Source organism: Acidovorax sp. 100 (genome assembly GCF_003688355.1).
In the GTDB taxonomy this organism is placed as follows: domain Bacteria; phylum Pseudomonadota; class Gammaproteobacteria; order Burkholderiales; family Burkholderiaceae_C; genus Acidovorax; species Acidovorax delafieldii.
In genome coordinates, this window is sequence record NZ_REFD01000001.1 from 1,266,682 (window position 1) to 1,291,024 (window position 24,343).

Below are 24,343 nucleotides of genomic sequence, written 5' to 3' on the forward strand. Positions count from 1 at the left end.
GATGGCGATCCCGCTGCAGATGGAATTCGTTCCGAAACAGTTGGTCGCTGCAACAAGAGCGCGCAGGAGGGTGCAAGCCTGAGTGCGCAATTTAAGGAGTAGACCTTGAGTCTTAATCGCAGTGAGAAAGAAGCGGTCATCAGTGAAGTGACCAGCCTCGCCGCTAAAGCTCAAACGCTTGTGATCGCGGAATACCGTGGCATCACGGTCGCCGACATGACCAAACTGCGCGTTGATGCTCGCAGCAAGGGTGTGAGCCTGAGTGTTCTGAAGAACACCCTGGCCCGCCGTGCTGTGGCAGGCAGCCAGTTTGACGTGGTGGCAGACCAGATGACCGGTCCCCTGATCTATGGCTTCTCCGAAGACGCCGTGGCTGCCGCGAAAGTGGTGGCTGACTTTGCGAAGACCAACGACAAGTTGGTGATTCGCGGTGGCGCTTTCGGTGGTAAAGCCCTGGACGTCAACGGCGTGAAGCAACTGGCCAACATTCCTTCCAAGGAAGTTCTGCTGGCTCAGATTTGTGGCTTGCTTATGTCCCCCATGTCGCGTACAGCCGTTGTGCTGGGCGCACTGGCGGCGAAAAAAGGCGAAGGCGCAGCCGCACCGGCCGCCGAACCTGCAGCAGCTTGATAGCTGGGCAGTCAACCAACACAATTGTTAGGAAATCAAAATGGCATTCGATAAAGACGCATTTTTGACCGCGCTGGACAGCATGACGGTTCTGGAACTCAATGACCTGGTGAAGGCCATTGAAGAGAAGTTTGGCGTGAGCGCTGCAGCTATGGCTGCTCCTGCTGCCGCTGGTGGTGGCGCTGGCGCCGCTGCTGCTGAAGAAAAGACGGAATTCAACGTGGTGCTGACCGAAGCCGGCGCCAACAAGGTGTCCGTCATCAAGGCAGTGCGCGAAATCACCGGCCTGGGCCTCAAGGAAGCCAAGGACCTGGTGGACGGCGCTCCCAAGAACGTCAAGGAAGGCATTGCCAAGGCCGACGCCGAAGCAGCCGTCAAGAAGCTGGTGGAAGCCGGCGCCAAGGCCGAACTCAAGTAATTCGGTCTTGCTCAAGGGCTGGAGTGCTCCTCAAAGGGCCTCCAGCCTTTGGTGCTTTCAGAGAGCACCCGTAAGCCCCGTCTGCAACGAGGCTTTCGAGTGTCTTCTGACAACCCCGACAGCAGAAGACGCCTTGGTTCGGGTGATGTGCAACGCATCACCGTCCGCCATGGTTGGTAGTGGCCAACCGCCAAGCCCGTAAGGACCACGCTCCTTGCGGGTCAGTCGTCGAAGACCCAGGACTCATGTCTTTGCCCGGAGATCTCATGGCCTATTCCTACACCGAACGCAAGCGAATTCGCAAAAGTTTCGGCACCCGCGATAGCGTGCTCGAAGTTCCTTATCTGCTGCAGATGCAGAAGGACGCATACACCGCTTTCCTGCAGGCAGATACAGCACCCCAGAAAAGAACCATCGAAGGCCTTCAGGCTGCATTCGACGCTGCCTTCCCCATCGTCTCCCACAACGGTTTTGTGGAGATGAAGTTCATTGAGTACAACCTGGCAAAGCCTGCCTTCGATGTGCGTGAGTGCCAGACCCGTGGTCTGACGTTCGCCTCGGCCGTGCGCGCCAAGGTGCAACTGATCATCTATGACCGCGAGTCCTCGACGTCGCAGTCCAAGGTGGTCAAGGAAGTGAAGGAGCAAGAGGTCTACATGGGTGAAGTGCCCCTGATGACCGACAAGGGCTCGTTCATCATCAACGGCACGGAGCGCGTGATCGTGTCGCAACTGCACCGTTCGCCAGGCGTGTTTTTCGAGCATGACAAGGGCAAGACCCACAGCTCGGGCAAGCTGCTGTTCTCGGCTCGGATCATCCCGTACCGCGGCTCCTGGCTCGACTTCGAGTTCGACCCCAAGGACATCCTGTACTTCCGTGTGGACCGTCGCCGCAAGATGCCGGTCACGATTCTGCTCAAGGCCATCGGCCTGAACCCCGAGTCCATCCTGGCGAACTTCTTCGTCAACGACAACTTCCGTCTGATGGACAGCGGTGCGCAGATGGAGTTTGTCTCCGAGCGCCTGCGTGGCGAAGTGGCACGTTTCGACATCACCGACAAGTCGGGCAAGGTGGTTGTGGCCAAGGACAAGCGCGTCACGGCCCGTCACACCCGCGAACTGGAGCAGTCTGGCACCACGCACATCAGCGTGCCAGAAGACTTCCTGATTGGCCGTGTGGTCGCTCGCAACATTGTGGACGCCGACACGGGCGAAATCATCGCCAAGGCCAATGAAGAACTGACTGAAGCGCTGCTCAAGAAGCTGCGTACTGCCGGCGTGCAAGACCTGCAGGTCATCTACACGAACGAACTGGACCAAGGTGCCTACATCTCGCAGACCCTGCGTATCGATGAAACGGTGGACGAGTTCGCTGCCCGCGTGGCCATCTACCGCATGATGCGCCCCGGCGAGCCGCCGACAGAAGACGCCGTGCAGGCCCTGTTCCAGCGCCTGTTCTACAACCCCGACACGTACGACCTGTCGCGCGTGGGTCGCATGAAGTTCAACGCCAAGATTGGCCGCGACGAATCCACCGGCCCCATGGTGCTGTCCAACGAAGACATCCTGGCCGTTGTCAAGATCCTGGTGGACCTGCGCAACGGCAACGGCGAAGTCGATGACATCGATCACCTGGGCAACCGCCGCGTGCGCTGCGTGGGCGAACTGGCCGAAAACCAGTACCGCACAGGCCTGGCGCGTATCGAAAAGGCTGTGAAGGAGCGTCTGGGCCAGGCCGAGCAAGAGCCGCTGATGCCCCACGACCTGATCAACAGCAAGCCGATCTCGGCAGCGCTGAAGGAGTTCTTTGGCGCATCGCAGCTGTCGCAGTTCATGGACCAGACCAACCCGCTGGCGGAAATCACGCACAAGCGCCGGGTATCTGCCCTCGGCCCAGGCGGTCTGACCCGTGAGCGTGCAGGCTTTGAAGTGCGTGACGTGCACGTGACCCACTATGGTCGCGTCTGCCCTATCGAAACGCCTGAAGGTCCCAACATCGGTCTGATCAACTCGCTGGCTCTGTACGCCCGCCTGAACGAGTACGGTTTCATTGAGACCCCGTACCGTCGTGTGGTGGATGGCAAGGTGACCAACGACATCGACTATCTGTCGGCGATCGAAGAAGGCAAATACGTGATTGCGCAGGCCAATGCGCAGCTCGACAAGGACGGTCGTCTGACGGGCGAACTGGTCTCAGCCCGTGAAAAGGGTGAGTCGATTCTGTGCGGCGCAGACCGCGTGCAGTACATGGACGTGTCGCCCGCGCAGATCGTGTCGGTGGCGGCCTCGCTGGTGCCATTCCTGGAGCACGATGACGCGAACCGCGCGTTGATGGGCGCCAACATGTCGCGCCAGGCTGTGCCTGTGCTGCGTCCTGAAAAGCCCCTGGTCGGTACGGGCATCGAACGCGTGGCCGCTGTGGACTCGGGCACCGTGGTGACCGCTACACGTGGTGGTATCGTGGATTACGTGGATGCCACCCGTATCGTGGTCCGCGTGAACGACGACGAAGCCGTGGCCGGTGAAGTGGGTGTGGACATCTACAACCTCATCAAGTACCAGCGTTCCAACCAGAACACCAACATCCACCAGCGTCCTATCGTCAAGAAGGGTGACAAGCTGGTCAAGGGTGACGTCGTGGCCGACGGTGCATCGACGGACTTTGGCGAAATCGCCATCGGCCAGAACATGCTGATCGCGTTCATGCCCTGGAACGGCTACAACTTCGAAGACTCGATCCTGATCTCCGAACGCGTGGTGTCCGAAGACCGCTACACCTCGATCCACATCGAAGAGCTGGTGGTCATGGCTCGCGACACGAAGCTGGGTGCAGAAGAAATCACACGCGACATTCCGAACCTGTCGGAACAGCAGCTGAACCGTCTGGACGAGTCCGGCATCATCTACGTGGGCGCCGAAGTGCAACCCGGCGACACGCTGGTCGGCAAGGTCACGCCCAAGGGCGAAACCACCCTCACGCCTGAAGAGAAGCTGCTGCGCGCCATCTTCGGCGAGAAGGCTTCCGACGTGAAGGACACGTCGCTGCGCGTGGACCAGGGTTCGTCCGGCACCGTGATCGACGTGCAGGTGTTCACACGTGAAGGCATCCAGCGCGACAAGCGTGCCCAGCAGATCATCGACGATGAACTCAAGCGCTTCCGTCTGGACCTGAACGATCAGCTGCGCATCGTGGAGGCCGACGCCTTTGATCGTATCGAGAAGCTGCTGACCGGCCGCGTGGCCAACGGCGGCCCACAGAAGCTCGCCAAGGGCACGAAGATCGACAAGGCCTACCTGGCTTCCGTCGAGAAGTTCCACTGGTTCGACATCCGCCCTGCGGAAGACGAAGTCGCCACCCAGCTCGAATCCATCAAGAACGCGCTGGAGCAAACTCGCCACAGCTTCGACCTGGCCTTTGAAGAAAAGCGCAAGAAGCTCACGCAAGGCGACGAGCTGCCTGCTGGCGTGCTCAAGATGGTCAAGGTGTACCTTGCCGTCAAGCGTCGTCTGCAGCCTGGCGACAAAATGGCCGGCCGCCACGGTAACAAGGGTGTGGTGTCCAAGATCGTTCCGGTCGAAGACATGCCCTACATGGCCGACGGCACGCCTGCCGACATTGTTCTGAACCCGCTGGGCGTGCCCTCGCGGATGAACATTGGTCAGGTGCTGGAAGTCCACCTGGGCTGGGCCGGCAAGGGCATTGGTCAGCGCATTGGCAACATGCTCCAGGAGCAGGCCAAGGCGTCCGAGCTGCGCACCTTCCTCGAAGAGGTGTACAACTCGCGCGGCCGCAAGGAAGACCTGTCGCAACTGAGCGACGACGACCTGATGGCCATGGCGGAAAACCTGACGAGTGGTGTGCCTTACGCCACCCCCGTGTTCGATGGTGCTTCGGAAGAAGAAATCAAGGACATGCTCAAGATCGCCTACCCGGACGATATTGCTGAGCGCAAGGGTCTGACACCGACCCGTACACAGGCTTATCTGTTTGATGGCCGCACGGGCGAGCGCTTTGAGCGCCCGACCACCATCGGCTACATGCACTACCTGAAGCTGCACCACTTGGTGGACGACAAGATGCACGCCCGCTCGACCGGTCCTTACTCGCTCGTCACGCAGCAGCCGCTGGGTGGTAAGGCGCAGTTCGGTGGCCAGCGTTTCGGGGAAATGGAAGTGTGGGCGCTGGAAGCTTACGGCGCCGCCTACGTGCTGCAGGAAATGCTGACCGTGAAGTCCGACGACGTCGTGGGCCGTACCAAGGTGTACGAGTCCATCGTCAAGGGCGAACACGCCATCGAAGCCGGCATGCCGGAATCGTTCAACGTGCTGGTCAAGGAAATCCGTTCGCTGGGCCTGGACATCGAGCTGGAACGCTCCTAAGCAGAAAAGGAAAGAGTCACTATGAAATCGCTACTCGACCTGTTCAAGCAATTCACGCCGGACGAGCATTTCGATGCCATCCGCATCGGCATGGCTTCGCCCGAAAAGATCCGTTCGTGGTCTTTCGGCGAAGTGAAGAAGCCCGAAACCATCAACTACCGCACATTCAAGCCCGAGCGTGACGGTCTGTTCTGCGCCAAGATTTTTGGTCCTATCAAGGACTACGAATGCCTGTGCGGCAAGTACAAGCGCCTCAAGCACCGCGGTGTGATCTGCGAGAAGTGCGGCGTTGAAGTCACGCAGACCAAGGTGCGTCGCGAGCGCATGGGCCACATTGATCTGGCCGCACCTTGCGCTCACATCTGGTTCCTGAAGTCGCTGCCTTCGCGTCTGGGACTGGTGCTCGACATGACGCTGCGCGACATCGAACGCGTGCTGTACTTTGAAGCCTACGTGGTGACCGACCCCGGCATGACCCCGCTGAAGAAGTTCAGCATCATGTCCGAGGACGACTACGACGCCAAGCGCAAGGAATACGGCGACGAGTTCATCGCCAAGATGGGCGCCGAAGGCATCAAGGACCTGCTGGAATCCATCGACATCGACCTGTCGATCGAACGCCTGCGCGGTGACCTGACCGGCTCTGAAGTCAAGGTCAAGAAGAACGCCAAGCGCCTGAAGGTGCTCGAAGCCTTCAAGAAGTCGGGCATCAAGCCCGAATGGATGGTGCTCGAAGTGCTGCCCGTGCTGCCACCGGACCTGCGTCCGCTGGTGCCGCTGGACGGCGGCCGCTTCGCGACCTCCGACCTGAATGACCTGTATCGCCGGGTCATCAACCGCAACTCGCGTCTGCGCCGCCTGCTGGAGCTGAAGGCCCCTGAAATCATCGCCCGCAACGAAAAGCGGATGCTGCAGGAAGCCGTCGACTCGCTGCTGGACAACGGTCGCCGTGGCAAGGCCATGACGGGCGCCAACAAGCGCGCGCTGAAGTCGCTGGCCGACATGATCAAGGGCAAGTCCGGCCGTTTCCGCCAGAACTTGCTGGGCAAGCGCGTGGACTACTCCGGTCGTTCCGTGATCACCGTGGGCCCAACGCTCAAGTTGCACCAGTGCGGTCTGCCCAAGCTGATGGCGCTGGAGCTGTTCAAGCCTTTCATCTTCTCGCGCCTCGAAGCCATGGGCATCGCGACGACGATCAAGGCCGCCAAGAAGGAAGTCGAATCCGGCACCCCCGTGGTGTGGGACATCCTGGAAGAGGTCATCAAGGAACACCCCGTGATGCTGAACCGTGCACCTACGCTGCACCGTTTGGGCATCCAGGCCTTTGAACCCATCCTGATCGAAGGCAAGGCCATCCAGCTGCACCCCCTCGTCTGCGCGGCCTTCAACGCCGACTTCGACGGTGACCAGATGGCTGTGCACGTCCCGCTGTCGGTGGAAGCACAAATGGAAGCCCGCACGCTGATGCTGGCCTCCAACAACGTGCTGTTCCCCGCATCGGGCGAACCCTCCATCGTGCCTTCGCAGGACGTGGTGCTGGGTCTGTACTACGCCACCCGTGACCGTATCAACGGCAAGGGCGAAGGCCTGGTGTTCGCTGACACCGGCGAAGTGCAGCGTGCCCTGGACGCTGGCCAGGTCGAACTGGCTGCCAAGATCACGGTGCGCATGACCGAGTGGACCAAGGACAAGGCCACGGGCGAGTTTGTGCCCTCGACCTCGCTGGTGGAAACCACTGCAGGCCGCGCACTGCTGTCCGAGATCCTGCCCAAGGGCCTGCCGTTCAGCAACATGAACAAGGCGCTGAAGAAGAAGGAAATCTCCAAGCTCATCAACGTGAGCTTCCGCAAGTGCGGCCTGAAAGAAACCGTGGTGTTTGCAGACAAGCTGCTGCAAAACGGTTTCCGCCTGGCTACGCGCGCCGGTATCTCCATTGCCATCGACGACATGCTGGTGCCTCCGCAGAAGGCCGGCATCATTGAGCGCTCCGAGAAGGAAGTCAAAGAGATCGAACAGCAGTACGTGTCCGGTCTGGTGACTTCTGGCGAGCGCTACAACAAGGTGGTGGATATCTGGGGCAAGGCCGGCGACGAAGTGTCCAAGGTGATGATGGCCCAGCTGTCCAAGCAAAAGGTCACCGACCGCCACGGCAGGGAAGTGGACCAGGAGTCTTTCAACTCCATCTACATGATGGCCGACTCCGGTGCCCGCGGCTCTGCGGCCCAGATCCGTCAGGTGGCTGGTATGCGGGGTCTGATGGCCAAGCCAGACGGCTCGATCATCGAGACGCCCATTACCGCGAACTTCCGCGAAGGCCTGAACGTGCTGGAGTACTTCATCTCCACCCACGGTGCCCGTAAGGGTCTGGCCGACACGGCGCTGAAGACGGCGAACTCCGGTTACCTCACCCGCCGTCTGGTGGACGTGACGCAAGACCTGGTTGTGACCGAAGAGGATTGCGGCACGGCCAATGGTTCGCTGATGCGCGCCATCGTCGAAGGCGGTGAAGTGATCGAATCGCTGCGCGAGCGTATCCTGGGCCGCACTGCGGCTGAGGACGTGCTGCACCCCGAGAACCGTGCGGTGCTGGTCGAAGCTGGTGTGATGCTGGACGAAGACCTGATCGAAGAGCTCGAAGCCGCTGGCGTGGACGAAGTGAAGGTGCGCACGGCCCTGACCTGCGAAACCCGCTACGGCCTGTGCGCCAAGTGCTACGGCCGCGACCTGGGCCGCGGTGGCCTGATCAACCTCGGCGAAGCCGTGGGTGTGATCGCTGCCCAGTCCATCGGCGAGCCCGGCACTCAGCTGACCATGCGTACGTTCCACATCGGCGGTGCCGCCTCGCGTGCAGCCATCGCGTCGAGCGTGGAAGCCAAGTCCAACGGCGTGATCGGCTTCAACGCCACGATGCGCTACGTGAGCAACACCAAGGGTGAGCTGGTGGTGATTGCACGTTCGGGTGAAATCATCATCCAGGACGAGCATGGCCGCGAGCGTGAGCGCCACAAGGTACCTTACGGTGCGACGCTGACGGTGAAGGCCGACCAGCAGATCAAGGCCGGTACGATCCTGGCCAACTGGGATCCGCTGACGCGACCCATCATCACCGAGTTCGCCGGCCAGACCAAGTTCGAGAACGTCGAAGAAGGCCTGACGGTGGCCAAGCAGGTCGATGAAGTGACCGGTCTGTCCACACTGGTGGTGATCGATCCGAAGCGCCGTGGTGCCGCCAAGGTGGTGCGTCCGCAGGTGAAGCTGATCGACGCCCAGGGCAACGAAGTGAAGATCCCTGGTACCGACCACTCGGTGACCATCGGCTTCCAGGTCGGTGCTCTGATCCAGGTGCGCGATGGCCAGGACGTGGGCCCCGGCGAAGTGCTGGCGCGTATTCCGGTCGAAGGCCAGAAGACCCGCGACATTACCGGCGGTCTGCCCCGCGTGGCCGAGCTGTTCGAAGCCCGCACACCGAAGGACAAGGGCACCCTGGCCGAAATGACCGGTACCGTGTCGTTCGGCAAGGAAACCAAGGGCAAGGTTCGCCTGCAGATCACTGACCCTGAAGGTCGCGTGTTCGAAGAGCTCGTGCCCAAGGAAAAGAACATTCTGGTGCACGAAGGCCAGGTGGTGAACAAGGGCGAATCGATTGTGGACGGCCCGGCCGACCCACAAGATATTCTGCGTTTGCTGGGTATCGAAGAACTCTCGCGCTACATCGTCGATGAAGTGCAGGACGTGTACCGCTTGCAGGGCGTGAAGATCAACGACAAGCACATCGAGGTGATCGTTCGCCAGATGCTGCGCCGCGTCGTGGTCGAGAACGTCGGCGAGTCGAACTACATTGCCGGCGAGCAGGTCGAGCGCTCCGAGATCCTCAACACCAACGAGGCACTGCAGGCCGAGGGCAAAATCCCTGCGACCTACAGCAACCTGTTGCTGGGTATCACGAAGGCATCTCTATCCACCGACTCGTTCATCTCGGCCGCTTCCTTCCAGGAAACGACCCGTGTGCTTACCGAGGCTGCCATCATGGGCAAGCGCGACGAGTTGCGTGGCCTGAAGGAAAACGTGATCGTGGGTCGCCTGATCCCTGCCGGTACGGGTCTGGCCTACCACCAGGCACGCAAGGCCAAGGACGCCATGGACGACGCCGAGCGCCGCGCCATCGCCGAAGCCGAAGCCGCCGAAATGGCAGCCCAGTCGGACGCCTCGGATGTGGACAGTGGCAGCGTCACTGCCACCGACGCAGCGGCAGACTGATAGAAAACAGCAAGGCCTCCCCCAGGCCCTGCTGCGGTCGCCACAGCGCCCCCGTCCTGTCCCAGGCAGGCCGGGGGCGTTTTTGATGGACGCGTGTCTTTTCACCGCCCGTCGTTTGTTTCAACTTTCTGTTTTTCGGGCCGCGACGGGTGCAGCAGCATCCGCTCCGGCAACTGTGCATGCTGTGGTCGTCGCCCCTCTTCTGGATTGCTTTTGCCGTCTTTCTGTTCTGGGCCCTGGGGGCCTACAACCGTCTGATGCGTCTGCGCTCGGCCGTCGTTCAGTCGTTCGGCAGTTTTGACGCACACATGGTGCGGCTGGTGGCCTTGCTTGGCGAGTTCGGGGCGGCGCAGACCGTACAGCGCGGCAGTTTGCTGGCCGATGCAGGTGCGCAGGAGTTGGCTGCGCTGCAGGGTGCCGTGACGCAATTGAGTGCCTCGCTGGCCGTGGCACGCGCCCGCCCGCTGCAGGGTGACGCGGTGGCTGCATTGACGGCCGCCCGCGAAGTGCTGCGAGCAACCTGGGCCACCGCCTTGCAGAAGTTGCTGGCCGGCCCTGCACAGCCAACAGCGTTGGTCCCGACCGCAGATGCCGGTACGGTGACCCCAGGGTCTGCGCCCGTGGTCCTGTCCGTGTGGCAGGTGCGCTGGGAGGAACACGCCGTGCAGAACGAGCAAGCGATTCGCGTGTTCAATGAGGCCGTGGTGCAGTACAACAGTGCCATTGCCCAGTTTCCGGCCAACCTGCTGGCCTGGGTGTTCGGGTTCAAGGCGGCACGTGCGCTGTAACCCGTTTTCAGGATCACGATGACTCCACCTCCCCACCACCGTCCCCGCCGCACCGGTGGCAACGCGCCGCGCCCCGTGCGCGCAGGCTCCGACCAGCAGTCTCCGCAGGCGGGTTCTGCTGCGAGCTCACCCGATAGGGCGACTCCATCGAGTGCCACGACGGTTCCTCTGTGGCGGTTGCTGACAGCGGTGGCTGGCGCCTTGCAGGCGATCCGGGGTGGGCAGTCCGGCACGACAGCGCTGACCGCCATAGAGATCGCGTTGCGCCCTGGCGCGCAGGCCCTGCTGTTCCAGATATTGCGCCAGGCCGGGCGGGCCGAGGCCCTGCGCCGACAGCTGGCCGCCCGTGCCCCCGCACCCGCCGCCGATGCGCTGCTGTGCAGCGCACTGGCGCTGTGCTGGGACCCGCAGGCCTCGCCCTATGAACCCTTCACCCTGGTGAACCAGGCGGTGGAGGCGGCCAAGCACCACCCGGCCACCCGCGCGCAGGCCTCGTTCATCAACGGCTGCCTGCGCCGTTTTCTGCGCGAGCGCGACACCCTGGTGGCCGCCACCGACAACGATCCCGTGGCGCGCTGGAACCATCCGGCGTGGTGGGTGCAGCGCCTGCGCAAGGACCACCCCCAGCACTGGGAGCAGATCCTGCAGGCCAACAATGAGCACGCACCCATGGTGTTGCGGGTCAACGAACAAAAATGCACGGTAGCGCAGTATTTACATGCCTTGGATGCTATTGGTTTAGGAGCGATTGCGGTGGGCCAGCATGGCGTCGCGCTGCGTCAGGCGGTGCCCGTTCAGTCGCTGCCACACTTTGCGGAGGGCTGGGTGTCCGTGCAGGACGCCGCCGCCCAGCAGGCGGCTCCTTTGCTGCTGCAGGGGCTGGATCTGAGTCAGCCCTTGCGCGTGCTCGACGCCTGCGCCGCCCCCGGCGGCAAGACGGCGCACTTGCTGGAGATGGCGGGTCCGCAGTCTCCCTTGCAGGTCACGGCGCTGGAGATCGATGCCACACGCAGCGTCCGCATTGGTGAAACCCTGCAGCGCCTGGGGCTGATGGCCCAGGTCTTGGTGGCCGATGCTGCCCGCCCGCAAGACTGGTGGCAGTCGCAGTGCGGCGGCGTGCCGTTCGACGCCATCCTGCTTGACGCCCCGTGCACCGCGTCCGGCATTGTGCGTCGCCATCCGGACGTGCGCTGGCTGCGCCGTGAATCCGACATTGCCCAGCTGGCAACCCTGCAGGCGGCCCTGCTCAAGGCCCTGTGGCCGCTGTTGCGTCCCGGCGGGCGCCTGCTGTATTGCACTTGTTCCGTCTTCCGGGCAGAGGGTGATGCCCAGGTGCAAACGTTTCTTGCACACAACACCGATGCGCAAATGCTGCCGTCGCCGGGGCATTTAATTCCCGGCAACGCGGACAAGGTCGGGGCTGTCCCGGACAATCTCACCGGTGACCACGACGGCTTTTTTTACGCACTGTTGCAAAAATCGGCGCAATGAGCCCCGGAGCATGCGCTGGTGGCTGGTGTGCGCATGGTTTGTGCTGTTTTGGGGGACGGTGCTCTGCTGGGTGCCGCAGGCCGTAGCCGCACAGGCGGCCTCCTCCGAGGTGGGTGACCTGCGCCTCGAACGCGGGGACGACGGTCTGTACCTGAGTGCCAACCTGCAATTTGAACTGCCCGAGCTGGCCGAAGACGCCTTGCTAAAAGGCATTCCCATGTTCTTCGTGGCCGACGCCCAGGTGCTGCGCGACCGCTGGTACTGGTCCGACCGGCAGGTGGCCGAGACCACCCGGTACTTCCGCCTGAGCTACCAGCCGCTCACCCGCCGTTGGCGTCTCAACATCTCCTCCACGCCTTTCACCAACAGCGGGTTGGGCGTGGTGCTGGGTCAGAATTTTGAAAATTACGCCGATGCCTTGTCGTCGATTCAGCGTTTTTCACGCTGGAAGATCGCTGAACGCGATGTGATCGAGTCCGATGCCGTGCATACGGTGAACTTCCGCTTCCGCCTCGACATGTCCCAGCTGCCCCGTCCTTTCCAGATCGGCGCGGTCGGCCGGTCGGGTTGGAACCTGCTGGTGTCCCGCAGCCAGCGCCTGGGCGCAGAGCCAGCCAAGTGAGCACTTCCCCCCCATCCACCGGCGTTTCGGCATCGACCCACGCCACCGCCCGCCAGTCCCGCGCAGTGCGCTGGGCCGTGGGCGTGGGTGCCGCCATCATGTCGGCCATCGGTCTGGTACTGCTGTTCTTGCTGACGCTGGCCACCAACAACCGCGTGCTGTACGAGCGCAACTACGCCTGGCTCTTCGGCGTCAACGTATTTGTGGCGCTGCTACTGCTGCTGGTGCTGGGCTGGGTGGCGGTGCGATTGGGCTTGCGCCTGCGCAAGGGGCGTTTTGGCAGCCGCCTGCTGGTCAAACTCGCAGCCATTTTTGCGCTGGTGGGGCTCATGCCGGGGCTGCTGATCTATGTGGTGTCCTACCAGTTCGTCACGCGCTCCATCGAAAGCTGGTTCGACGTGAAGGTGGAGGGGGCTCTGTCTGCGGGGGTCAACCTGGCCCGCGTGTCGCTGGACTCGCTGGCCACGGACATGGCCGCCAAGACCCGCAATGCCAGCGCCCAGGTGGCCCAGGTGCCTGATGCTGCTGCGGGCCTGGTGCTGGAGCGTATTCGCGACCAGCTCGGAGCGACCGATGTGGTGCTCTGGAACGCGTCCGGTCAGGCGGTGGCCAGCGCGGGGCAGTCGCGGTTCAGCCTCAACCCCGAGCGGCCCGGCGCTGCCTTGCTGCGCACGGCGCGCCAGCAGCGCGCCACGGCGCAGATCGAAGGGCTGGACGACATCGCCGACCCGGCTGCGGCGCAGAACGCGCGGGTCAAGGTGCTGGCCCTGGTCAGCAGCCCCAGCGTGGGCCTGTTGATGGAGCCGCGCTACCTGCAGGCCACCTTGCCCCTGCCGCCAGCCCTGGTGGCCAACGCCATCGCCGTGCAGGAGGCCAACCGCGAATACCAGGAGCGCGCGCTGGCCCGGGGCGGGCTGCGGCGCATGTATGTGGGCACGCTGACGCTGAGCCTGTTTCTGGCCGTGTTTGGCGCCGTGCTGCTGGCGGTGCTGCTGGGCAACCAGCTGGCCCGGCCCCTGCTGGTGCTGGCCGAGGGGGTGCGCGAGGTGGCTGCGGGCAACCTGAGCCCCAAGGCCGCTTTGCAAAGCAAGGACGAGCTGGGGGGGCTCACACGCTCCTTTGCACTGATGACCCAGCAACTGGCGGACGCGCGCCAGGCGGTGGAGCAGAGCATGGGCGAGGTCGATGCCTCCCGCGCCAACCTGCAGACCATTCTGGACAACCTCACGGCGGGCGTCATCGTGCTGGACGCGCAAGGGCTGATCCGCTCCTCCAACCCGGGTGCCACCCGCATCCTGCGCGCCCCCATGGCCGCTTATGAGGGGCGGCCGCTGTCCGAAGTGCCGGGCCTCGCAGAGTTTGCCGCGTCGGTCCAGGGCCATTTCGATGCGTTTTTGGGGGACCATGAACGCCATGGCCTGGACCATTGGCAGCAGCCGTTCGAGCTGCATGCCTCCTCCGGCGGCGCCGGACAACACGCCACCAGCCTGGTTGCGCGGGGCGCAGAGCTGCCCGATGCCACCCGACTGTTGGTTTTTGACGACATTTCGGAGATCGTTTCGGCCCAGCGTGCGCAGGCCTGGGGCGAGGTGGCGCGACGGCTTGCGCACGAAATCAAGAACCCGCTGACCCCCATCCAGTTGTCGGCCGAGCGCCTTGAAATGAAGCTGTCGGGCAAGCTGCCGGACCCTGAACAGGCCATCCTCGCCAAGTCCGTCAAGACCATCGTGGACCAGGTCGATGCGATGAAGCGACTGGTCAACGAGTTCCGCGATTACGCGCGCTTGCCTGCCGCCGAACTGCATGCGCTGGACCTCAATGCCCTGGTCGCCGACGTGCTCCATTTGTATGGGGCAGAAAACGCCACCGTGCCTGTAGAAGCCGAGCTGGACCCGCGCTGCCCCTGGATTGCGGGCGATGCGCAGCAGTTGCGCCAGGTCGTACACAACCTGCTGCAGAACGCCCAGGACTCGACCGAGCAGGCCCGCGCCGGGGCCTCCGAGCCCGTGCCGCCGGTGCGCATCAGCACCCGCTGGAGCGAATCGTCACGCCGTGTGCGGCTCACGGTGTCGGACAGCGGCGGGGGCTTTCCGTCCCACATCCTGCAGCGCGCTTTCGAACCCTATGTCACCACCAAACCGCGTGGCACTGGCCTGGGTTTGGCCGTCGTCAAAAAGATCGCAGATGAGCACGGAGCGCGCATCGAACTGTCCAACCGCACCGAAGAAGGCGTGGTGCGCGGCGCCCAAGTGTCGTTATCATTCGCCCCTGAACCAGCGGTGGCGTCATAACAACACCGCCCCGCAGTACCTCCCCAAGGCGCTTCAACACACATGGCAAACATTCTGGTGGTCGACGATGAGCTCGGCATTCGTGATCTGCTGTCGGAAATCCTGAACGACGAAGGTCACAGCGTAGACCTCGCAGAAAATGCGACCCAGGCCCGAGCCGCCCGGGCAGGCAACAGTTATGACCTGGTGCTGCTGGACATCTGGATGCCTGACACCGACGGCGTCTCGTTGCTCAAAGAGTGGGCGACTGCGGGCGTGCTGACCATGCCGGTCATCATGATGAGCGGCCACGCCACCATCGACACGGCGGTGGAGGCCACGCGCATCGGCGCTTTCTCGTTCCTCGAAAAGCCCATCACCCTGCAAAAGCTGCTCAAGGCCGTGGAGCAGGGCCTGGCCCGCAACGCGGCCCACCAGGCTGCACCCGTGGCTGCTGTGTCCGCACCCGCTGCCGCTCCGGCCGATCCGACGTTCTCGCAGCTGCCTGCCGTTTCTGCGGTGATGGCGGGGGTGGACCCCGGCCCCCACGCCCACCAGGGGTTTGACCTGGATCGCCCCCTGCGCGAAGCGCGCGATGGTTTCGAGAAAGCCTACTTCGAGTTTCACCTGGCCCGCGAAGGCGGCTCCATGACGCGCGTGGCCGAAAAGACGGGCCTGGAGCGCACCCACCTGTACCGCAAGCTGCGCCAGCTGGGCGTGGATCTGGGGCGCGGCAAGCGCGGCTGATCAATTAATTTGTGCCTTTTGCCGGAAGCGCTGATTTTTCTGGCTATAATTTGAGGCTCAGGCCCGGTAGCTCAGTCGGTAGAGCAGAGGATTGAAAATCCTTGTGTCGGTGGTTCGATTCCGCCCCAGGCCACCACTATTCATTTTGTAGTCGTCCATAGACGTCCGCAGAAGTTAAAAAGCCCTAAGTAAATCAACGACTTAGGGCTTTTTTCATTCCAGGCCCGTCCATAGTTATCCGCCCCAAGCCAGCACAAAGTGGGGGCAACTTTGGGGGCAACTGCTAGGCTCGGGGGCAACTGCTGCAAAAGTTGCCCCCAATGCCTCTGACAGACACCGCAATTCGCAAGGCCCAGCCTGGGCCCAAGCCCCGTAAGCTCGCCGATGCAAAAGGCCTCTACCTTGAGATTTCCCCGACTGGGGGCAAGTGGTGGCGGCTCAAGTACCGCATTGGCGGGAAAGAGAAGCGTATCTCTCTGGGCACCTATCCAGAAACAGGCCTCCGGGATGCCCGCGAGAAGGCCGACAGCGCCCGCGAACTGTTGGCCAGGGGCCAGGACCCCAGCGACCAGCGCAAAGCAGAGAAGGCACGGAACGTTGTCGAAGATGCGGCCGCCGCGCGTGCCGAGGCAGGGTTGCCCCCAGAAGAAAGCTTTGAGCACGTCGCCAGGGAGTGGTTTGATACCCGGAAGGACGAATGGGCGCCCAGCTATGGGGAAAAGATCCTGCGACGGCTGGAGGTTGATGTGTTCCCGTGGGTGGGCTTTGAGCCCATCAGCTCCATCACGCCCCCCCAGCTGTTGACGGTGTTGCGCCGTATCGAGGCGCGCGGTGTTGTTGAAACCGCACACAGAGCCTTAGAGAACTGTAGCCAGGTGTTTCGGTATGCCGTGGCCACCGGCCGGGTTCAGAGCAATCCAGCCCGAGACCTAAAAGACGCGTTGCGCAAACCCATGGTGAAGCACTTCCCTGCTATCACCGATCCAGCCCGCCTGGGTGAACTGCTGCGCGCAATTGATGCATATAAGGGGACACACGTAGTTCGGGCGGCGCTGGCGTTGCTCCCAATGGTCCTACTGCGCCCCGGGGAGCTACGCAAGGCGCGATGGGAAGAGTTCGACCTCGACAAAGCCGTTTGGACCGTGCCCGCAGAGCGGATGAAACGGGAGAAGGCGGGGAAGTTGTTTGGGAAGCCGCATGTTGTGCCGCTGGCCACCCAGGCCGTGGCGGTGTTACGTGACCTCCACGCACTGACAGGCAGCAGCCCATACGTATTTCGTGGGGAGAGGCATCACGACCGGCCGATGAGTGATGCCGCTGTGAATGCAGCGCTCCGGGCGATGGGGTTTCCTGCGGATGAGGTCACGGGGCACGGTTTCCGAGCTACTGCCCGCACAATGTTGGCGGAGCAGCTGGGGATTGCGGAATCTGTAATAGAAGCGCAATTGGCTCATTCGGTGAAAGATAGTCTAGGACGGGCATACAACCGTACTGAATTTATAAGTGAGCGGCGATCAATGATGCAACATTGGGCAAATTATATTTTTGCTTTAATGAAAGAGGCACCTTGCTAAATATGGCGTCTTTACTGGATTGCGGTAAAAAATAGATATTAGGCGTAAATCAATTAATCTAAGAGCCGAGGGAAGTAATGCGTAAAAAACTTGTTTTTATGGGCTTGTGTTTGCTGTTTGCCGCTTCGGCGGTGATTTCTGCAGAACATGAGTCAGACGAGGGTGCTCGGCTTGCAGGCCAAGTCCATTTGCTTGAACGGGATTTGGCGATTATCAAGGAGGTCGCGAACAGTCGCTTGGATGCGCAGGATAAGCGCATTGGCGATCTGGGAATTTCCACTGCCCAGCAGGCAAACTATATGGCTGCAATATCTAATGTGTCCGCATTGGTTGGGGCGGGAATTACGGTTATTGCACTAATTGCCGGCTTTTTCGTATACGTGACGTCGAAAAGCCGAGCTATAGTTGAAGCGCGAGCCGCAGCCGAACAGTGGTTTGATGACAATGGCGATTTATACAAAAAAAAGATCAGCGACTTGAGAGAGGAGTCTGATAATTTGAAGTCTGAATTAGAGAGACTCCGGCAGTTTTCTATTGAAATACGCCGTGAGATGGACAAGCAAAAGGAAAATGTTGTCACTCATGCAGAAGAGACTCGCAAAGCAATTAATGAAGTGACTAAACAAGCATCGCCTAGCGGGAGCGGTCAAGATCAGACGTCTGCGCCTACTACGGATCAATCAGCGGGGGGCACTGTTCGAGAAGAGCTGGAAAACCCGGTTCTTGGTGGTGAAGTGTCCACCAGTAACTCGGCGGGGTCTGATGGCGGTGGTCCCAGGGACGCCGCATTCCCTGCCACTGAAGGGGGTAAGCAGCAATTCGGTGAGGGCGACACTCTTAGCCGTCTTGAGCAGGAAGTCAGAGAGCTGGTAAACAAGGGCTTCAAGCTTGGTGTGCAGGGCGACAGCGAGGGCGCAATTGCTGTCTACGACCAAGTCGACCAACGGTACGGCAATGACGACAGCCCTGGCGTGCGTAAACAGGTCGCCCGGGCGCTGGTGAACAAGGGCGTCCGGTTTGGTGTGCAGGGCGACAACGAGGGCGCAATTGCTGTCTACGACCAAGTCAACCAACGGTACGGTGATGACGACAGCCCAGGCGTGCGTGAGCAGGTCTCCCGGGCGCTGATGAACAAGGGCGTCCGGCTTGGCGTGCAGGGCAACAACGAGGGCGCAATTGCTGTCTATGACCAAGTCGACCAACGGTATGGCAATGACGACAGTCCGGTCCTTCGTGAGCGGGTCGCAGGAGCTCTTTTGAACAAGGGCGTCCGGCTTGCCGTGCTGGGCGACAACGAGGGCGCAATTGCTGTCTACGACCAAATCGACCAACGGTACGGTGGTGACGACAGTCCAGGCCTGCGTGAACAGGTCTCCCGGGCCCTGGTGAACAAGGGCGTCCGGCTTAGCGTGCCGGGCGACAACGAAGGCGCAATTGCTGTCTACGACCAAGTCGACCAACGGTACGGTAATGACGACAGCCCAGGCGTGCGTGAGCAGGTCTCCCGGGCCCTCGTGAACAAGGGCGCCAGGCTTGCCGCGCAGGGCGACAACGAAGGCGCAATTGCTGTCTACGACCAAGTCGACCAACGGTACGGTAATGACGACAGCCCAGGCGTGCGTGAGCAGGTCTCCCGGGCCCTCGTGAACAAGGGCGTCCGGCTTAGCGTGCAGGGCGACAACGAGGGCGCAATTGTTGTCTACGACCAAGTTGACCAACGATACGGCAATGACGACAGTCCGGTCCTGCGTGAGCGGGTCGCAGGAGCTCTTTTGAGCAAGGGCGTCCGGCTTGGCATCCTGGGCCGACACGACGAAGAAATTGCCATTTATGACGAGATCAATAGTCGCTACTCAGGCGATGGAGGTCTAAGCCTGCGTGAGCAGGTTGCCCAGGCGCTGGTGAACAAAGGCATCACTTTAGGTGCGCGAGGCGCCAACGAGGGCGCAATTGCTGTCTACGACCAAATCGACAAACGGTACGGTGGTGACGCCAGTCCGGTCCTGCGTGAGCGGGTCGCAGGAGCCCTTTTGAATAAGGGCTTCAGGCTGAACTTGCAGGGCGACAACGAGGGCGCAATTGCCGTCTACGACCAAATCGACCAACGGTACGGTAGTGACGACAGCCCTGGCTTGCGTGAACAGGTCGCCCGGGCCCTGGTGAACAGGGGCATTGCTTTAGGTGCGCGGGGCGACAACGAGGGTGCAATTGCTGTCTACGACCAAGTCGACCAACGGTACGGTAGAGATGAGAGTACAGCCCTGCGTGAGCGGGTCGCAGGAGCTCTTTTGAACAAGGGCGTCCGGCTTGGCGTGCAGGGCGACAACGAGGGCGCAATTGCTGTCTACGACCAAGTCGACCAACGGTACGGTAGTGACGACAGCCCTGGCTTGCGTGAGCAGGTCGCCCGGGCGTTGGTGAATAAGGGCGCCAGGCTTGGCGTGCAGGGCGACAACGAGGGCGCAATTGCTGTCTACGACCAAGTCAACCAACGGTACGGTGATGACGACAGCCCAGGCGTGCGTGAGCAGGTCTCCCGGGCGCTGATGAACAAGGGCGTCCGGCTTGGCGTGCAGGGCAACAACGAGGGCGCAATTGCTGTCTATGACCAAGTCGACCAACGGTATGGCAATGACGACAGTCCGGTCCTTCGTGAGCGGGTCGCAGGAGCTCTTTTGAACAAGGGCGTCCGGCTTGCCGTGCTGGGCGACAACGAGGGCGCAATTGCTGTCTACGACCAAATCGACCAACGGTACGGTGGTGACGACAGTCCAGGCCTGCGTGAACAGGTCTCCCGGGCCCTGGTGAACAAGGGCGTCAGGCTTGGCATCCTGGGCCGACACGACGAAGAAATTGCCATTTATGACGAGGTCAATAGTCGCTACGCAGGCGATGGCAGTCTGATCCTGCGTGGACAGGTTGCCCAGGCGTTTGTGAACAAAGGCATCACTTTAGGTGCGCGGGGCGACAACGAGGGCGCAATTGCTGTCTACGACCAAGTTGACCAACGGTACGGTGGTGACGACAGTCCGGTCCTGCGCGAGCGGGTCGCAGGAGCCCTTTTGAACAAGGGCGTCGGGCTTGGCGTCCTGGGCCGACACGACGAAGAAATTGCCATTTATGACGAGATCAATAGTCGCTACTCAGGCGATGGAGGTCTAAGCCTGCGTGAGCTGGTTGCCCAGGCGCTTATGAACAAAGGCATCACTTTAGGTGCGCGGGGCGACAACGAGGGTGCAATTTCTCTCTACGACCAAATCGACAAACGGTACGGTCGTGACGACAGTCCGGTCCTGCGTGAGCGGGTCGCAGGAGCCCTTTTGAACAAGGGCGTCAGGCTTGGCATCCTGGGCCGAAACGATGAAGAAATTACCATTTACGACGAGATCAATAGTCGATACGCAGGCGATTGCAGTCTGAGCCTGCGTGAACAGGTTGCCCAGGCGCTTGTGAACAAGGGCATCACTTTAGGTGAGCGGGGCGACAACGAGGGTGCAATTGCTGTCTACGACCAAGTTGACCAACGGTACGGTGGTGACGACAGTCCAGGCCTGCGTGAACAGGTCGCCATGGCACTTCTCAACAAGGGCATCGCTCTCGGCGATATTGGACGTGGCAATGCAGCAATTGCGACTTACGAAGAGATCTACCAACGGTATGGGCAGGACAGAAGTCCGTTCTTACGTGAGCAGGTGGATCAGGCGCTGCTGAATAAGGGAATCATGCTTGGCCGTCTAGCTCAAAAGTAGAGAGTGTGTTGCCATCCACGGTTGTGCGGATTGGCGGAACAGCGTTTGGGAATGCCCTGCCTCTCTACAAGATTTTGTGCCCGAGCCTAACTGCGCGCGCGCAGTGGAGACCCCGCCTCACCTGCCCGCTAAATAGGGCGCTTTTGCCGACCCTGCCGACCCACAGGAGCGCGAGGCTTGGTGCGGCCTCACGGCGGGTTCAGAGACCACCCACAGTGACGGGTTTTGACGGCTTTTTGCGGAGGCACTCCAGCGGAGCATGTGTGCTAGGTACGTTACGTTCCTGTAGCGATGGTGCGCCGAAATCAGCTGAACCTAGACCCCTTTTGGCCGATTCGCTGCCTTGTGTCGGCTGTCTGACTGGTGGCCTTGCTCTTTGTCTGGGCATGTATATGGCCCCAGTAAGCGACTAACCCCCCCCGCGAAAAACCGTGTAGTCTTCCGCGGCTGCCCGAGGGCGATCGCGATTTTTGAGCGCCGGTGGGACCGCCATGAACCTTTGTTTCACAAGCCCGACAGAAGGACCTATGAAGTTGATTCGACGCCCTGCCCAAGCAACCCCCATTCGGCAATTTGCACGCCCGACAACCCTTGGTCTGGTGACCCTGCTGTGGCAGTTTCATGCAATGGCCGCGGTCGGCTGGAATGTCGACGCTCCCATGGCGGATCCCCGGGCGCAGCACGCGGGGGCGCTGCTGGATGACGGCTCCGTGGCTGTTTTCAACGGCGTTAACCGCCTGGGATTTGTCGCCACCGGTGAGCGATATTCGGGCGGCTCCTGGTCATCAATAGGCGGCTCTGGGATTGCCGGCAATGTGACCGAAGCCGTCACGCTTGGCACGGGCCACGTGCTTGTGCGCTCCGATGGCAGCACGAATGCCCGGCTGTACGACCCTGTGGCTAACACCTGGCTCCCGGCTGGCACACAGTCCGCATCTCGCTCGCTGCCGTCGATGACGTTGCTCGCCAATGGCAAAGTTCTGGTGGCAGGAGGAAGCAATCTCAATACGGCCGAACTGTATGACCCCGAAACGCGCACCTGGACGGCGACTGGGAGCATGTCGGTGGTTCATCGAGCCCATGGCGCCGTGTTGCTGCGGGATGGCCGTGTTCTGGTGGCTTCAGGGTTCAACGCAGGGGGCGAAGTCCCCGTCGCGGAACTCTACGACCCTGTTGCAGGCACATGGTCATTGGCGGCGGCGCCCCTCGTGCCGCGTCACTATGCGAGCCTGACGCTGCTAGCGGACGGCAGAGCATTGCTCGCAGGTGGCTTTACAGCTGGCGGCGTTACAACGCATGCGGAGATCTACGATCCTGTGGCCAATACGTGGACCGCCACTGGGGCCCTGAACTTTCCCCGCAACGGTGCAATGGGCTCGCCGCTGGCCCATGCGACAGTACTTTCCTCTGGCTTGGTGCTGATGGCGGGGGGCTCGGATATCGCAAGAAATACGCAGCCCATAGCGGAGTTATATGACCCAGCAACGGGAAACTGGTCGCCAGCAGGTTCCATGGGAACAGCGCGCGAGAACGGGACGGCCAATCTGTTGCCCAATGGCGATGTACTGTTGACGGGCGGGTTCTCGAGCAATCCTAGCCTCACTTTCTATAGTGCGGTGGACCGTTATGTCCCAGCCGTGCCGCCTGGGCCTGCTGCGGTGACGAATGCATTGCCGCTGCTTCAGCGTGCAGGCGCGGCGTTGATTCTCAACGGAACGGGTTTTACGGGCGGCACAGGTACCAGTACGCCTCAGCTTCAGCTGCAACGCGCGGAGAACGGCGCGATCAGCTTATGGGCTCCCGCCAGCCATACCGCTACCAGTTTCACCTCGCCCCCGCTGGGCACCTTACCCGCCGGGCTCTACATGGCGCGGCTTATCGTTGACGGTGTTCCGTCCGAGGGGCGATTGGTTCGTTTCACAGACCCTGTGGGAACGCCAGCCGGTATCCCCGGCAACGCGCAGGTCACTGTGAGCTGGGCGCCTCCTTTGGACAACGGAGGCAACCCGCCAGACAGCTACACCGTGACATCGAACGCCGGACCGGGTTGCTCCGTGGCAGCACCTGCGACGAGCTGTACTGTCACTGGATTGGTGAATGGCACTCCCTACACATTCACGGTGCGAGCGCAGCACCCAAATGGCCTGGGTCCCGTGTCGTTGACCTCGGCGGCGGTAACGCCCACGGCTGTGGCGGGCCCCGGCCCTACGCCAGTTCCGGGGCTGTCCCCGTTTGGTGTGGCGTTGACAGCGCTGATGGCAGCAGCATTGGCGGTCCTGAGCCGAAGGGGGTTGGCGAAGCGCTAGACGATGATCTGATGGCGCAAAGGAAGGGCCCCGACATCACTGTCGGGGCCTTTTGTTTTTCATCGCCAGTGCGCATACCTGGCTTGGTTCAAGTTGACGCTCAGGCCGTGGCAGCCGCCTCCGCCCGCTGCAGCCGCATCGCCTGCACCGGCGTGAGGTAAGCACGCCCCGCAAACGGCCCCAACTGCAGCGGCCCCAGCGCTTCGACCTCCGGCTGCTCTTTGGCCTCCGGCTGCTGCTTGGCCACCGCCACCAGCCGGTTCCACACGAACTTCATGCGGTGCGTCTGTGCGTCGTCCATGTGCCGTTCGACCTCGATGGCATCCCGCACATGCGACAGCAGCGCCATCGCCCGAGAAAGCCCTTCTTCGGACGTTGCAAGAGCCTTGACAACTTCCAGCCGCGCATAGGCTGCATAGGCCATGTCATGGGCGTTTGCGTAGGTCTGCGCAGCACGTGAAGCACCGGCGCGCAGGGGGAGCGCAGTGCGCTCCGAATCGGCCAAGGCTTCGCGCAGTTCTTCGGCAATGGCCAACGCGTCGTTCTTCTTGAACAGAGCGTCCTTCACGGCTTTTGTCTTCTCGTAGTTCGCAGCTGCGAGCAACTGCTTGAACTCGAGCGTGGCGGCCTCTGCAGTGGCCTCATGGGTGGCGATCTTGCTGCGCAGGTCCGCATGGCGCTGCATCAGTTCCGCGTACTCCTTGCCCGGTCCTTCGTTGAATTCCGCGCAGGCTTTGAGCAACTTCTCCAGCGCGTTGTCGTAGGCCGCTTGGGCTTGGGCCAGCTCGTCTTGAATCGGGGTGATGTTGTTGGATGTGGTGGTCATGGTGGTGATTCCTTTCAGCAGTCGGTGAGCGTGATTTCTGCGGTCTGGGCTTGGCCCGTGCGGGTGTTGAACTGCAGGGACAGCTTCTGATCGACGGCGGAGAACTCCCCCGTGATCTTGTGCAGCTCGGTGCGTGCTTGGGTGTATTCCGCCAGGGCGGCTTCGAGCTTGCGATTGGCGGAGACATAGGCCGCGCGGGCCTTGGATTCATTGGCAAACATGGTGAACTTTCAGAGGTAAAAAATGGAAGGGAACCCAGAGAAAAAGAAGAACAAAAGCCGGGCAC

Annotated in this window: 14 protein-coding genes and 1 tRNA gene; 13 read left to right on the forward strand and 2 right to left on the reverse strand. The window is 61.7% G+C overall.

The features are described from left to right. Positions 1 to 105: 105 nt before the first annotated feature. The 13 genes from rplJ to C8C96_RS06070 all read left to right on the forward strand — a co-directional run bounded on the left by rplJ (position 106) and on the right by C8C96_RS06070 (position 23,231). On the forward strand, positions 106 to 630 hold the full coding sequence (gene rplJ, locus C8C96_RS06010; protein ID WP_034695835.1) for a 50S ribosomal protein L10: 525 nt from the start codon (positions 106 to 108) through the stop codon (positions 628 to 630). A 40-nt stretch (positions 631 to 670) separates the two neighbouring features. Beyond that, the gene (rplL, locus tag C8C96_RS06015; protein ID WP_008907085.1) at positions 671 to 1,048 is read left to right on the forward strand and encodes a 50S ribosomal protein L7/L12; all 378 of its coding nucleotides are present in this window, start codon (positions 671 to 673) and stop codon (positions 1,046 to 1,048) included. A 266-nt stretch (positions 1,049 to 1,314) separates the two neighbouring features. Next, positions 1,315 to 5,427 carry a DNA-directed RNA polymerase subunit beta gene (gene rpoB, locus C8C96_RS06020; protein ID WP_056745841.1) on the forward strand — a complete coding sequence of 1,371 codons (4,113 nt, stop codon included), beginning with the start codon at positions 1,315 to 1,317 and terminating at the stop codon, positions 5,425 to 5,427. Positions 5,428 to 5,448: 21 nt separating this feature from the next. Beyond that, positions 5,449 to 9,684 carry a DNA-directed RNA polymerase subunit beta' gene (gene rpoC, locus C8C96_RS06025; protein WP_121941750.1) on the forward strand — a complete coding sequence of 1,412 codons (4,236 nt, stop codon included), beginning with the start codon at positions 5,449 to 5,451 and terminating at the stop codon, positions 9,682 to 9,684. Positions 9,685 to 9,863: 179 nt separating this feature from the next. Then, positions 9,864 to 10,472: a LemA family protein gene (locus tag C8C96_RS06030; RefSeq protein WP_121941751.1), complete on the forward strand. Its 609-nt coding sequence runs from the start codon at positions 9,864 to 9,866 to the stop codon at positions 10,470 to 10,472. A gap of 18 nt (positions 10,473 to 10,490) precedes the next feature. Beyond that, positions 10,491 to 11,963: a 16S rRNA (cytosine(967)-C(5))-methyltransferase RsmB gene (rsmB, locus tag C8C96_RS06035; RefSeq protein WP_233584167.1), complete on the forward strand. Its 1,473-nt coding sequence runs from the start codon at positions 10,491 to 10,493 to the stop codon at positions 11,961 to 11,963. Between the two features lie 10 nt (positions 11,964 to 11,973). Next, complete coding sequence (locus tag C8C96_RS06040) at positions 11,974 to 12,585, forward strand: DUF4390 domain-containing protein (RefSeq protein WP_121941752.1); 612 nt, start codon at positions 11,974 to 11,976, stop codon at positions 12,583 to 12,585. Further along, positions 12,582 to 14,876: an ATP-binding protein gene (locus tag C8C96_RS06045; RefSeq protein ID WP_108498075.1), complete on the forward strand. Its 2,295-nt coding sequence runs from the start codon at positions 12,582 to 12,584 to the stop codon at positions 14,874 to 14,876. Before C8C96_RS06040 ends, C8C96_RS06045 begins: the two co-directional genes overlap by 4 nt. A 42-nt stretch (positions 14,877 to 14,918) precedes the next feature. Then, positions 14,919 to 15,602: a response regulator gene (locus tag C8C96_RS06050; RefSeq protein ID WP_060986598.1), complete on the forward strand. Its 684-nt coding sequence runs from the start codon at positions 14,919 to 14,921 to the stop codon at positions 15,600 to 15,602. 60 nt (positions 15,603 to 15,662) lie between these two features. Next, positions 15,663 to 15,738, forward strand: a tRNA-Phe gene (locus tag C8C96_RS06055). Positions 15,739 to 15,922: 184 nt separating this feature from the next. After that, on the forward strand, positions 15,923 to 17,176 hold the full coding sequence (locus tag C8C96_RS06060; protein ID WP_121941753.1) for an integrase arm-type DNA-binding domain-containing protein: 1,254 nt from the start codon (positions 15,923 to 15,925) through the stop codon (positions 17,174 to 17,176). A gap of 77 nt (positions 17,177 to 17,253) precedes the next feature. Beyond that, positions 17,254 to 20,925: a hypothetical protein gene (locus tag C8C96_RS06065; RefSeq protein ID WP_147455652.1), complete on the forward strand. Its 3,672-nt coding sequence runs from the start codon at positions 17,254 to 17,256 to the stop codon at positions 20,923 to 20,925. Between the two features lie 527 nt (positions 20,926 to 21,452). Beyond that, positions 21,453 to 23,231, forward strand: a complete 1,779-nt coding sequence (locus tag C8C96_RS06070; protein ID WP_233584168.1) for a fibronectin type III domain-containing protein — start codon at positions 21,453 to 21,455, stop codon at positions 23,229 to 23,231. Positions 23,232 to 23,331: 100 nt separating this feature from the next. On the opposite strand, the gene C8C96_RS06075 is transcribed toward C8C96_RS06070, so the two are convergent. Both C8C96_RS06075 and C8C96_RS06080 read right to left on the reverse strand, forming a co-directional pair. Beyond that, the gene (locus C8C96_RS06075) at positions 23,332 to 24,057 is read right to left on the reverse strand and encodes a hypothetical protein (protein ID WP_121941756.1); all 726 of its coding nucleotides are present in this window, start codon (positions 24,055 to 24,057) and stop codon (positions 23,332 to 23,334) included. Between the two features lie 14 nt (positions 24,058 to 24,071). Further along, positions 24,072 to 24,278, reverse strand: coding sequence for a hypothetical protein (locus C8C96_RS06080; protein ID WP_121941757.1), 207 nt, complete (start codon positions 24,276 to 24,278; stop codon positions 24,072 to 24,074). Between the last annotated feature and the right edge of the window lie 65 nt (positions 24,279 to 24,343).